General features: G+C 47.0%; 13 protein-coding genes, 1 riboswitch and 1 other annotated feature. All 13 genes read left to right on the forward strand.

Translation table 11 applies throughout. The features are described from left to right. The first annotated feature begins 27 nt into the window (after window positions 1–27). The 13 genes from sigE to NYE42_RS07825 all read left to right on the forward strand — a co-directional run bounded on the left by sigE (window position 28) and on the right by NYE42_RS07825 (window position 11,852). Entirely contained in the window at window positions 28–747 is a 720-nt protein-coding gene (gene sigE / locus NYE42_RS07765; RefSeq protein WP_007409714.1) for an RNA polymerase sporulation sigma factor SigE, read from the forward strand. Window positions 748–887: 140 nt separating this feature from the next. Beyond that, window positions 888–1,670 (forward strand): RNA polymerase sporulation sigma factor SigG, encoded by a 783-nt coding sequence (sigG, locus tag NYE42_RS07770; RefSeq protein WP_003154420.1) that lies wholly within the window; start codon window positions 888–890, stop codon window positions 1,668–1,670. A gap of 128 nt (window positions 1,671–1,798) precedes the next feature. Further along, window positions 1,799–2,596, forward strand: a complete 798-nt coding sequence (locus tag NYE42_RS07775; RefSeq protein ID WP_021493715.1) for an ABC transporter ATP-binding protein — start codon at window positions 1,799–1,801, stop codon at window positions 2,594–2,596. A 4-nt stretch (window positions 2,597–2,600) separates the two neighbouring features. Then, a riboswitch (TPP riboswitch) is annotated at window positions 2,601–2,705 on the forward strand. A gap of 76 nt (window positions 2,706–2,781) precedes the next feature. After that, on the forward strand, window positions 2,782–4,062 hold the full coding sequence (locus tag NYE42_RS07780) for an acetylornithine deacetylase (protein WP_144463963.1): 1,281 nt from the start codon (window positions 2,782–2,784) through the stop codon (window positions 4,060–4,062). A gap of 60 nt (window positions 4,063–4,122) precedes the next feature. Then, the gene (locus NYE42_RS07785; protein ID WP_003154415.1) at window positions 4,123–4,374 is read left to right on the forward strand and encodes a YlmC/YmxH family sporulation protein; all 252 of its coding nucleotides are present in this window, start codon (window positions 4,123–4,125) and stop codon (window positions 4,372–4,374) included. A 154-nt stretch (window positions 4,375–4,528) separates the two neighbouring features. Beyond that, entirely contained in the window at window positions 4,529–5,365 is an 837-nt protein-coding gene (gene pgeF / locus NYE42_RS07790; RefSeq protein WP_014304972.1) for a peptidoglycan editing factor PgeF, read from the forward strand. 4 nt (window positions 5,366–5,369) lie between these two features. Continuing rightward, the gene (locus NYE42_RS07795) at window positions 5,370–6,062 is read left to right on the forward strand and encodes a YggS family pyridoxal phosphate-dependent enzyme (RefSeq protein ID WP_095352176.1); all 693 of its coding nucleotides are present in this window, start codon (window positions 5,370–5,372) and stop codon (window positions 6,060–6,062) included. Then, on the forward strand, window positions 6,059–6,517 hold the full coding sequence (gene sepF, locus NYE42_RS07800) for a cell division protein SepF (protein WP_003154410.1): 459 nt from the start codon (window positions 6,059–6,061) through the stop codon (window positions 6,515–6,517). Before NYE42_RS07795 ends, sepF begins: the two co-directional genes overlap by 4 nt. A 6-nt stretch (window positions 6,518–6,523) precedes the next feature. Then, on the forward strand, window positions 6,524–6,802 hold the full coding sequence (locus NYE42_RS07805; protein ID WP_003154408.1) for a YggT family protein: 279 nt from the start codon (window positions 6,524–6,526) through the stop codon (window positions 6,800–6,802). Between the two features lie 61 nt (window positions 6,803–6,863). After that, complete coding sequence (locus NYE42_RS07810) at window positions 6,864–7,634, forward strand: RNA-binding protein (protein ID WP_007409722.1); 771 nt, start codon at window positions 6,864–6,866, stop codon at window positions 7,632–7,634. 94 nt (window positions 7,635–7,728) lie between these two features. Further along, on the forward strand, window positions 7,729–8,223 hold the full coding sequence (gene divIVA / locus NYE42_RS07815) for a septum site-determining protein DivIVA (protein WP_003154406.1): 495 nt from the start codon (window positions 7,729–7,731) through the stop codon (window positions 8,221–8,223). Between the two features lie 61 nt (window positions 8,224–8,284). Further along, window positions 8,285–8,513: a binding site (T-box leader), on the forward strand. Between the two features lie 51 nt (window positions 8,514–8,564). Continuing rightward, window positions 8,565–11,330, forward strand: a complete 2,766-nt coding sequence (ileS, locus tag NYE42_RS07820; protein ID WP_007409724.1) for an isoleucine--tRNA ligase — start codon at window positions 8,565–8,567, stop codon at window positions 11,328–11,330. A gap of 150 nt (window positions 11,331–11,480) precedes the next feature. Continuing rightward, window positions 11,481–11,852, forward strand: a complete 372-nt coding sequence (locus NYE42_RS07825; RefSeq protein ID WP_007409725.1) for a TraR/DksA family transcriptional regulator — start codon at window positions 11,481–11,483, stop codon at window positions 11,850–11,852. The last annotated feature ends 29 nt before the right edge of the window (window positions 11,853–11,881 follow it).

An 11,881-nucleotide genomic window follows, 5' to 3' on the forward strand; every position in this document is an offset into this window, starting at 1 on the left:
CGCGTTGTATTTAGAAGGGGGAGGAAGATGAAAAAACTTAAGCTGCGTCTGACATATTTGTGGTATAAATGGCTGATGAAACTCGGACTGAAAAGCGATGAAGTGTATTACATAGGAGGAAGCGAGGCGCTGCCGCCGCCTTTGTCTAAAGAAGAGGAGCAGGTGCTCTTATTAAAGCTGCCGAGCGGGGATCAGGCGGCGCGGGCCATTCTGATTGAGAGAAACTTACGTCTTGTCGTTTACATTGCCCGCAAATTCGAAAATACCGGCATCAATATCGAGGACTTAATCAGCATCGGCACCATCGGTTTGATCAAAGCGGTAAACACTTTTAATCCGGAAAAGAAAATCAAACTCGCCACCTACGCGTCGCGATGTATCGAAAACGAAATTTTAATGTACTTGCGCCGAAACAATAAAATCCGTTCAGAGGTGTCCTTTGATGAACCGCTGAATATTGATTGGGACGGAAACGAGCTGCTGCTTTCGGATGTGCTCGGCACAGATGATGATATTATTACAAAAGACATTGAAGCCAATGTGGATAAAAAACTTTTGAAAAAAGCGCTTGAGCAATTAAACGAAAGAGAAAAGCAGATTATGGAACTGCGTTTCGGGCTTGTCGGAGAAGAAGAAAAAACACAAAAAGATGTAGCCGACATGATGGGGATTTCACAATCTTATATCTCCCGGCTCGAAAAGCGGATTATCAAAAGACTGAGAAAAGAGTTTAACAAAATGGTGTAAAATTTTTTCCATCTGACAGCCCTTACTGCTGCAAGGATTGCCGCAGCCGGATGTTTATTTCTGTAAAATGGCGGTGCATATTTTTCCCACCCGAGGAGATACTTAACGTTGTACAGCAGCTCCTAGTGGGAGGGAAAAACGTGTCAAGAAATAAAGTCGAAATTTGCGGGGTGGATACCTCCAAATTACCGGTGCTCAAGAATGAAGAGATGAGAAAGCTGTTTAGGCAATTACAGGATGAGGGCGATGATTCAGCGAGGGAAAAGCTTGTAAACGGCAATCTGCGCCTTGTCTTAAGCGTCATTCAGAGGTTTAACAACAGAGGAGAGTATGTTGATGACTTATTTCAGGTCGGCTGCATCGGACTAATGAAATCCATTGATAATTTTGACCTAAGCCATAATGTTAAGTTTTCAACATACGCTGTACCGATGATCATCGGAGAAATCCGCAGATATTTGCGGGATAACAATCCGATCCGCGTCTCGAGGTCGCTTCGTGATATCGCATATAAAGCGCTTCAAGTAAGAGAGCGGTTAATCAGTGAGACAAGCAGGGAGCCGACAGCAGAGGAAATCGCCAAAGTTCTTGAAGTGCCCCATGAAGAAATTGTGTTTGCCCTTGACGCCATCCAGGATCCGGTTTCACTGTTTGAGCCGATTTATAATGACGGCGGCGATCCGATTTACGTGATGGACCAGATCAGCGATGAGCGCAATAAGGATACACAATGGATTGAGGAGCTGGCTCTGAAAGAAGGCATGAGAAGACTGAACGAACGGGAAAAAATGATTTTGCGAAAGCGCTTTTTCCAAGGGAAAACCCAAATGGAAGTCGCTGAAGAAATCGGCATATCCCAAGCTCAGGTCTCAAGGCTTGAAAAGGCAGCCATTAAACAAATGAATAAGAATATCCATCAATAACGGAAAAAGCCTTTAAACCTTGTTTAAAGGCTTTTTTCATGCGATGGTTTACGTTTGCAAAAAAGTGATGTATTCTAATGTGTAAAAGTTTTTAGAAAATTTAAACAAAGTAAACGGGGGAAACTGCAATGATTTTACAGCTGGACAGTGTGTCATTAAAAAGAAACGGGAAATGGATTTTGAAAGATATTAACTGGCGCGTCGAGAAAAACGAAAATTGGGTGCTGTACGGATTAAACGGAGCCGGAAAAACGGCTTTGCTGAATATGTTATGCTCTTATTACTTCCCCACTTCAGGAGAGATGCAGGTGCTCGGCCATCAATTCGGCAAAACTGAGCTCGGTGACAGGCTCAGAAGGAAAATCGGCCTTGTTTCGGCAGGTCTTCAACACAAATTATATGCCGCGGACTCCGCTTTTGAAATCGCCCTCAGCGGCGCGTACGCCTCAATCGGGCTGTACGAAACTCCAAGTGAGCAGGTAAGGGAAAAAGCGATCGGTCTTCTGAAGGATTTGGGCGCCATCAGTTACGCCGACAGACGGTATGAAACATTATCACAAGGGGAAAGACAAAGAGCGCTGATTGCGCGGGCGCTTATGGCTGATCCGGAACTGCTGATTTTGGACGAACCCGTGACGGGTCTTGATTTTATGGCAAGGGAGCAGCTGCTGGACACGATTACGTCGATCGCCGAAAAAGAAAATGCGCCGTCCATCCTTTATGTCACCCATCACGCTGAAGAAATTCTGCCGGTATTTGATCAGGCGCTGCTTTTAAAACAGGGCGAGGTGTTCGCCTCCGGGAAAATCAGGGACATGCTTTCTGACGAGCGGCTTACAGCGTTTTTCGATATGCCTGTCAATGTCTTATGGAACAATGGCCGCCCGTTTTTAACACGTGCAAAAGAGGCATCATCCGTAAAATAACATAAATTCACCCTGGGGGTGCTGCCATGCGGCTGAGAGAGACGTTGTCTCAACCCTTAAAGGACCTGATCCGGATCATGCCGGCGGAGGGAAGCGGTGAAAAAAGCGGAGGAAGATCCGTTTTTTACCCGTTTCATTTCATGAATGAAACGGTTTTTTTGATACAGCCAAAGGGGAGATTTCTAATGCATCAGATTGATATGCTGTTACACCAGGCGGAAAAACGGCGGAATGACTTCATACATATTGCTGAAAGGTTGATAGCCTTTCCGACTCCGGCCCCGCCAGCAAGAAATACGGCAGAAGCCCAAAAGTGGGTGGCCGGCTTTTTAAAAGAAACGGGCTGCTCGGTCGATATGTGGGATGTGTATCCGGAAGATCCGAATGTAGTCGGTGTTTTAAAAGGGACAGATTCAAGCAGGCATCAAAGCCTGATTTTAAACGGACACATTGATGTGGCAGAAGCCGGGGGCGAAGACTGGCACTCTGACCCGTTTCAGCCGATCGTAAAAGACGGCATGCTGATCGGAAGGGGCGCCGCTGATATGAAAGGGGGTTTGGCGTGTGTTCTTTTCTCTCTGAAGCTGATCCATGATGCCGGCATTGAGCTTCCGGGCGACCTCATTGTACAGTCTGTAATCGGAGAAGAAGTCGGTGAGGCGGGGACGCTGGAATGCTGCAAACGCGGCTATCACGCGGATTTTGCCGTTGTCGCGGATACGAGCAGCCTGCATATTCAAGGGCAGGGCGGAGTCATCACCGGCTGGATAGAATTGAAAAGCAAACAAACATTTCATGACGGCATGAGGCGCAATATGATTCATGCGGGCGGAGGCACATTCGGAGCGAGCGCCATCGAAAAAATGGCGAAAATCATCACTGCCTTGGGAGAGCTGGAGCGCCACTGGGCGGTAACGAAAAGCTACCCCGGCTTTGCGCCCGGCACCAATACGATCAACCCTGCCGTCATTGAAGGCGGAAGACACGCAGCGTTTGTCGCCGATGAATGCCGGTTATGGATCACCGTCCACTTTTATCCGAACGAAACGCACGAACAAGCAGCCGCAGAAATCGAAGACTATATTAATCGTGTCGCTGACAGTGATCTGTGGCTCAAAGAAAACAGGCCGGTGTTCAAATGGGGCGGATCTTCGATGATTGAAGACAGAGGAGAGGTGTTCCCGGCGCTGGAAATCGACCCGGATCATCCGGCAGTTTCTGTCTTGGCTGCATCACACTCAGCCGTCAGAAAACAGGAGCCCGTCATTGATGTTTCCCAAACCGTAACTGACGGAGGGTGGCTTTATCATGCCGGGATTCCGAGCGTCATATACGGTCCCGGCGATTTAAAAAACGCCCACTCCGTAAACGAGGAAGTGTCCGTTGATGAGCTTATGGACTATACGAAAATTATGCTGAGATTTATCCTCGGCTGGTGCAGCCGCAAAAAAGATTGCCCGATGTGACAAGGTTCAGCCCGGCCGTTCATATAATAGGAAAAAGAACGGGCAAAGGGCGTGATACGGATGATCAGCATATCTGAATTTCAAATAAAAGATGTGGTAAACGTGTCGAACGGAAAAAAACTCGGGAGCATCGGTGATATTGATATTAACGTGACAACGGGAAAAATTCAGGCGATTATTTTAGGCGGCAGCGGAAAAGTTCTCGGTTTTTTCGGAAAAGAAGAGGAAATGATCATTCCTTGGCGAAATATAGTTAAAATTGGGGAAGATGTCATCTTAGTGCGTGTAAACGAACCAAAGGGGGGAGCGTAATCCTCCCTTTACTTGTAAAAAGCCGGAAATCTCAATGTTTCCGGCACATTTATTTATCTCATTTTTCAATCAGCCGCTAAACGTATGCTTAAAATTGTGTTAAAATGAGTGGGAAATTACGCTTTTTTAATGTTTGTCGAAAGGTTGGATCTCCATGAATACATATCACCCGTTTAGTCTTACCACCCCCTCGGCACTCATGATAGAAGACTGGAACTGTGTGAATCAGCTTAACACAAAGGTCATCGCCGGATTCACGACGAAAAACGGCGGGGTCAGCAATCCTCCGTATGAGTCATTAAATACCGGATTGCACGTCCGGGACGAAGCTCATGATGTTGTGACAAACCGTGAAGTCATAGCGTCCTTATGCGGTACTGATCTGGATTCCTGGGTGTTCGCCGACCAGACACATGAAAACCGCGTCCGGCGCGTGACAGCCGGGGATAAAGGAAAAGGGGCGAGAGACTATTCTTCCGCATTCCGCGGGACGGACGGGCTCTACACGAAAGATGCGAATCTTTTTTTGGCCCTTTGTTTTGCGGACTGTGTGCCCTTGTATTTTTATGACCCGGTGAAATCCATTATCGGCGCTGCCCATGCCGGATGGAAGGGGACGGTCAAACAAATCGGACGCATCATGACGGAACGCTGGGTAAACGAAGAAGGCTCCCGTTTAACAGATATTCAGGCTGTCATCGGTCCGTCCATCAGCGCGGGAAGCTATACAGTCGACGACCGCGTCATCAATGAAGTGCGGGCGCTGCCTTTTACGGCTGAATCCGCCATATGCGAAACGGAAAAAGGCCAGTATCAGCTTGATTTAAAAGAGGTCAACCGTCTTCTTCTGATACATTGCGGCATTCCGGAAGAAAACATTTCAGTCAGCGGTTTATGCACCGAACGAGAGCGTGAACTATTCTTTTCACACCGCCGCGACAAAGGGAAAACGGGACGCATGATGTCCTTTATCGGAATGAAGGAGGCGTAAGATCTTGCGTGTTGCTGATCAATTACGACATATAAACGAAAGAATAAACGAAGCATGTAACAGATCGGGCCGAAGCCCCGAAGATGTTACCGTCATCGCGGTTACAAAATACGTATCAGCCGAAAGGGCTCAAGAGGCCGTTGATGCCGGTATTACAAGTCTGGGAGAAAACCGGGATGCCGAGCTTATCCATAAGCAGGAAGTCATCAAAGGCAGCCCGGAGTGGCACTTTATCGGCAGTCTTCAGTCCAGAAAGGTGAAGGCCGTCGTTGACCGTGTATCTTATATTCATTCCTTAGACAGACTGTCATTGGCAAAAGAGATTGAAAAACGGGCGCAGCATACGGTTCGCTGTTTTGTGCAGGTGAATACTTCGCTTGAGCCGTCTAAGCACGGTTTGAAAACAGAGGAGGTCATCCCCTTTATCAGAGAGCTTTCTGAGTTTAGAAACATTTCTGTAGAGGGTCTGATGACGATGGCTCCCCTGACAGACGATACAGAAACGATCAGAGCCTGCTTCCGGCAATTGCGTGATCTGAGGGATCAGGTGCAAAAACTGAATCAGGCAAACGCACCGTGCCGGGAACTGTCAATGGGCATGTCAAATGATTATGAAATCGCTGTTGAAGAGGGCGCAACTTTTATCAGAATAGGCTCTTCATTAGTCGGAAATGAACCGGGGGGTGTAAACAAATGAGCATGAAAAATAAACTGAAAAACTTTTTCTCAATGGATGAGGAGGAGTACGAGTACGAATACATTGAAACAGAGCAGGATCATCAGGAAGAGCATGAACAGCAGAAAGATAAACAGCCTGCTTACGCTCAGAAGCCGCAGGGCAAGCAGAACGTAGTAAGCTTGCAAAGTGTTCAGAAATCCTCTAAAGTGGTGTTGAGTGAACCGCGTGTATATGCGGAAGCGCAGGAAATCGCCGATCATTTAAAGAACAGGCGGGCGGTTGTCGTCAATCTGCAGCGCATCCAGCATGATCAGGCGAAAAGAATCGTCGACTTTTTAAGCGGTACCGTCTACGCCATCGGCGGCGACATTCAGAGAATCGGTTCAGATATTTTTCTGTGCACGCCTGATAATGTCGACGTTTCCGGCACGATTTCGGAGCTTATAAATGAAGACGAACATCAGAGGTGGTAAAGCAGGATGATTCTTTATCAAATTTTTTCCGTTCTGAGTTATTTAATTTACATCTACTCGTTTGCCCTGATCATCTATATCTTTATGTCATGGGTGCCGAGTACGAGAGAAACGGCGGTCGGACGGTTTCTCGCAGCGATTTGCGAACCGTATTTAGAGCCGTTCAGAAGGATCATTCCGCCCATTGCCATGCTGGATATATCCCCGATTGTAGCGATTATCGTGCTTCGGTTTGCCACGACGGGACTTTGGGGCCTATACCGCATGATCGCAATGTATACTTGAATGCGACAGTTTGATACGGGCTTGGCACCAGCCAAGCCTCTTTACATAGAAAGGAAAGAACATGAGCGATATTTACCAGCACTTCAGACAAGACGAGCGGCCTTTTATTGATCAGGCGCTTGAATGGAAACAGATTGTCCTGGACCAGTATCGGATGAAGCTGACTGATTTCTTAGACCCCAGGGAACAGGTCATTGTAAAGGCCGTTATCGGCGACGCCTGCGGTCTTGCGTTTTTCGGAGGATATGACAGAGCTGAGCGCAAACGCGCGATTTTATACCCTGAATATATGGAACCTGAACAGGATGATTTTGAGCTTCGGGCTTTTGACGTTCAATACGCTGAAAAATTCGTCAGCATTGACCACCGCTCTCTTCTCGGATCATTAATGGGGATCGGCTTAAAGCGGCAGAAATACGGCGATCTGATTTTCTCAGAGGAAGCCGTGCAGCTGATCGTCTCCGGTGAAATCGCCGATTTTGTCAGCACTCAGCTGACCAAGGCGGGCAAAGCGCCGGTAAAGCTTGAGAAAATCGAGCTTTCCGCTCTTCACATTCCCGCTTCAGATGTCGAAATAAGAGATGACACGGTTTCTTCATTGCGTCTCGACGCCGTCTGCGCTTCAATGAGCAGGCAATCCCGGCAGAAAGCGCAGGCGCTTGTGAAAAACGGGCTCGTTAAGGTGAATTGGAAAGCCATTGAAGATCCGTCTTATCAGGTTGCTGAAGGGGACATGCTCTCGATTCGCGGCTTCGGACGATGCAGTTTGGCAAAAGTTGACGGAAAAACGAAAAAAGACAAATGGAAAGTTACATTTGAACGGCAAAAATGAGTCGTTTTTTCAGTTTTTTTCTCCATCTGTGCCGTATTTGTTTTATAATGTGAACTAGATAACCGTACTGAAATGTAAAAATGGAGGTGGCAATATGCCATTAACGCCGAATGATATCCATAACAAAACGTTTACAAAAGGTTTTCGCGGATATGATGAAGATGAAGTAAATGAATTTTTAATGCAGGTCAGAAAAGATTACGAAATCGCACTCCGTAAAAAAACGGAGCTTGAGGCGAAAGTGAACGAGCTGGACGAAAAAATCGGCCACTTTGCCAATATCGAAGAAACGCTGAATAAATCAATTCTCGTAGCCCAGGAAGCCGCAGAAGACGTAAAGCGCAACTCGCAGAAGGAAGCGAAGCTGATCGTCCGTGAAGCAGAAAAAAATGCCGATCGCATCATCAATGAGTCGCTTTCCAAATCAAGAAAAATCGCAATGGAAATTGAAGAGCTGAAAAAACAGTCTAAAGTCTTCAGAACACGTTTCCAAATGCTGATTGAGGCGCAGCTCGACCTGCTGAAGAACGATGATTGGGATCATCTGCTGGAATACGAAGTCGACGCGGTTTTTGAGGAAAAAGAATAATTTTCTGATTTTCTTGACATTCTCCGGCCCGTTCGAATATAATACGTTCATAAATTCAGATGAAAAGACGATTGAAAGGGACCGGCATGACTCAAAACAGGCTATAAAGCGACCCGGGGAAGGTGAAAGCCCGGGATGGCCGGAATCATGCAGATCAGCCCTTTAGTTTCCTTTCTGAACCGAGAGTAGGAAAGGACGTTCCATCACGTTACGATGTTCGAGAGGAAAAGACGGATGATCCGTTTTTTCTAAAAGGGTGGTACCGCGAGATAAGCTTTCTCGTCCCTTATGGGATGAGAGGGCTTTTTTTATTTTCTGAAAAATGTTGTGGAGGAATGAAAATGGATTACAAAGATACGCTGTTAATGCCGAAAACAGATTTTCCGATGCGCGGAAATCTGCCGAATCGTGAGCCGGACATGCAAAAAGACTGGGAGGAGCAGGACATTTACCGTCTTGTTCAAGAACGGACGAAAGACCGCCCGAAATTCGTATTGCATGACGGACCTCCTTATGCAAACGGAGACATCCACATGGGCCATGCCCTGAACAAAATCCTGAAAGACTTCATCGTCCGCTATAAGTCAATGAGCGGCTACAACGCGCCTTACGTGCCGGGCTGGGATACGCACGGACTGCCGATTGAAACGGCGCTGACGAAAAACAAAAAAGTAAACCGGAAAGAAATGTCCGTCGCTGATTTCCGCAAGCTTTGCGAAGATTATGCATGGCAGCAGATCGAAAGACAGCGCGAACAATTTAAGCGTCTCGGCGTCAGAGGCGATTGGGAAAACCCGTATGTTACGCTTCAGCCTGAATTTGAAGCGCAGCAGATCCGCGTTTTCGGCGAGATGGCGAAAAGAGGCTATATTTATAAAGGTCTGAAGCCGGTCAACTGGTCGCCTTCAAGTGAATCTGCCTTAGCGGAAGCGGAAATTGAATACCAGGACAAACGTTCCGCGTCTATTTATGTTGCGTTTAAGGTGAAAGACGGTAAAGGCGTTCTGGAAAACGGAGAAAGCTTCATCATCTGGACGACGACGCCGTGGACGATGCCTGCCAACCTCGGAATTTCCGTTCATCCTGATCTTGAGTACAATGTCATCAAGGTTGGAGACAAGCGTTATGTAGTGGCTGCTGAACTGATCGAAAACGTAGCGGAGGCATGCGGCTTTGAAAATCCTGAAGTTGTCGCATCATATAAAGGCAGAGAATTAGAATACATCACTGCAGAACATCCGCTGTACGGCAGAGATTCACTCGTCATGCTCGGTGACCACGTCACAACCGATGCCGGAACAGGCTGTGTTCATACTGCCCCGGGCCACGGGGAAGATGACTTTATCGTCGGCCAAAAGTACGGCTTAGAAGTACTGTGCCCTGTTGATGAAAAAGGAAACATGACCGACGAAGCGCCGGGCTTTGAAGGAATGTTTTACGATAAAGCCAATAAACCGATCACGGAGAAGCTTGAAGAAAACGGCGCGCTCTTGAAACTCGAGTTTATTACACACTCCTATCCGCATGACTGGAGAACGAAAAAACCGACCATCTTCAGAGCGACAGCGCAATGGTTTGCGTCAATTAAAGATTTCAGATCCGATCTGCTTGATGCCATCAAACAAACGAAGTGGGTGCCGGAGTGGGGCGAACAGCGCCTTTACAACATGGTGCGCGACCGCGGTGACTGGTGTATCTCAAGGCAGCGCGTCTGGGGCGTTCCGATCCCGGTATTTTATGCAGAAAACGGTGAGCCGATCATCACTGACGAAACGATTGAACACGTGTCTGAGCTGTTCAAACAGCACGGCTCAAACGTCTGGTTTGAAAGAGAGGCAAAAGACCTTCTGCCGGAAGGATTTACACATCCGGGAAGCCCGAACGGAATCTTCACGAAAGAGCAAGACATTATGGATGTGTGGTTTGATTCAGGTTCTTCCCATCAGGCTGTTCTTGAAGAACGTGATGATCTTGTCCGTCCGGCTGATTTATACCTTGAAGGCTCTGACCAATACCGCGGCTGGTTTAACTCATCTCTTTCCACCGCTGTTGCAGTCACCGGCAAAGCGCCGTATAAAGGCGTATTAAGCCACGGATTTACACTTGATGCAAACGGCCGTAAAATGAGTAAATCACTCGGCAATACGATTGACCCGACAAAAATCGCAAAACAGCTTGGAGCTGAAATTCTTCGTTTATGGGTATCTTCCGTAAACTATCAGGCCGATCACCCGGTTTCTGAAGATATTCTGAAGCAGGTCGCGGAAGTATACCGGAAAGTCCGCAACACGTTCCGCTTCCTTCACGGCAACCTGTTCGATTTCAATCCAAGCGTCAATGCCGTTGATGTAAAAGATCTCCGCGAGGTGGATCAATATATGCTGATCAAGCTGAATAAGCTGATCGATAAGGTGAAAAAAGCGTACGATGAATATGAATTTGCGGTTGTTTATCACAGCATTCACAATTTCTGTACGATCGAGCTCAGCTCCTTCTATCTTGATTTTGCAAAAGATGTTGTGTACATCGAGCATGCGGATCATCCGGACCGCCGCAGCATGCAGACCGTCTTCTATGAAACGCTGCTGGCGTTAGTGAAGCTGACGGCGCCGATTCTCCCGCATACGGCGGATGAAATGTGGTCTCACTTATCATTTGTTGAAGAAGCGAGCGTGCAGCTGACAGATATGCCGGAAACCATCGCTGTTCCGGACAGTCAAGCGACAGAAGAAAAGTTCGACCGCTTCATGGAGCTTCGAAACGACGTGCTGAAAGCTTTGGAAACAGCCCGTAACGAAAAAATTATCGGAAGATCATTGGAAGCGAGCCTGACTTTGTATCCGAACAAAGAAAACCGCGACCTCTTGTCATCCATTAAAGAAAATATCGCGCAGCTGTTTATCGTCTCAGAACTGACAGTAAGAGACGAAAGTGAAGCACCGGAAAACGCGCAAAGCTTCACAACAGGAAAAATGACCGTAGAAAAAGCGGAAGGCCAGATGTGTGAACGTTCCCGCGTAATTTCTAAAGATGTCGGAGCCAATCCGAAATATCCGACATTATCACTGCGCAATGCGGAAATCGTTGAAAAATATTATCAAAAATAATGAATGAGAAAGCGCCCGGTGACAGCCGGGCGCTTTTTTTACATGCCACTAATGTCATCGATTAGAACGACAGGAAAAATCTTATGGGCTTCAAATGGCGCCCTGGGGGCAACAATAAAGCCATAACATCAAGAGCAGGAGTTGTGATGAATGAATGATCAACTGACCGCAATCCACACGGAGCTTCTCATGATGAAAGAAGAACTTCAATCAAGATTATTCGAATATTCTTGCTTTCAAATGTCAGCATCTGTTGAACCTTCAATGAACGACCAAGAAGCAACTCTGATCTATCATATAAAAGAAGAACTTCAGGACGTTCTTCTTGCCCTGTCTAAGTTTGAAAACAATACGTACGGTTATTGTGAAAAAACAGGCGACCCCATTCCGATTGAAAAACTTGCGGTGCTGCCGACGGCCAGAACCGCTGATGATTTTTATTATCCCGCTCAATTTGAAAAGAAAACCCTTCCATATTGGGAACCCGGAGATTATGCATATGATCAGGCGCTGTATGAGTGACAGCGTCTGTTTGCATGCGCTTATGATCT

Source organism: Bacillus sp. FSL K6-2865, assembly GCF_040311405.1.
Lineage (GTDB): Bacteria > Bacillota > Bacilli > Bacillales > Bacillaceae > Bacillus > Bacillus velezensis.

What these genes read in the sequence shown, in the direction of transcription:
- sigE (WP_007409714.1), top strand. Translation starts at nt 28, where the DNA reads ATGAAAAAACTTAAGCTGCGTCTGACATATTTGTGGTATAAATGGCTG.
- NYE42_RS07775 (WP_021493715.1), top strand. Translation starts at nt 1,799, where the DNA reads ATGATTTTACAGCTGGACAGTGTGTCATTAAAAAGAAACGGGAAATGG.
- NYE42_RS07780 (WP_144463963.1), top strand. Translation starts at nt 2,782, where the DNA reads ATGCATCAGATTGATATGCTGTTACACCAGGCGGAAAAACGGCGGAAT.
- NYE42_RS07785 (WP_003154415.1), top strand. Translation starts at nt 4,123, where the DNA reads ATGATCAGCATATCTGAATTTCAAATAAAAGATGTGGTAAACGTGTCG.
- pgeF (WP_014304972.1), top strand. Translation starts at nt 4,529, where the DNA reads ATGAATACATATCACCCGTTTAGTCTTACCACCCCCTCGGCACTCATG.
- sepF (WP_003154410.1), top strand. Translation starts at nt 6,059, where the DNA reads ATGAGCATGAAAAATAAACTGAAAAACTTTTTCTCAATGGATGAGGAG.
- NYE42_RS07805 (WP_003154408.1), top strand. Translation starts at nt 6,524, where the DNA reads ATGATTCTTTATCAAATTTTTTCCGTTCTGAGTTATTTAATTTACATC.
- NYE42_RS07810 (WP_007409722.1), top strand. Translation starts at nt 6,864, where the DNA reads ATGAGCGATATTTACCAGCACTTCAGACAAGACGAGCGGCCTTTTATT.
- divIVA (WP_003154406.1), top strand. Translation starts at nt 7,729, where the DNA reads ATGCCATTAACGCCGAATGATATCCATAACAAAACGTTTACAAAAGGT.
- ileS (WP_007409724.1), top strand. Translation starts at nt 8,565, where the DNA reads ATGGATTACAAAGATACGCTGTTAATGCCGAAAACAGATTTTCCGATG.
- NYE42_RS07825 (WP_007409725.1), top strand. Translation starts at nt 11,481, where the DNA reads ATGAATGATCAACTGACCGCAATCCACACGGAGCTTCTCATGATGAAA.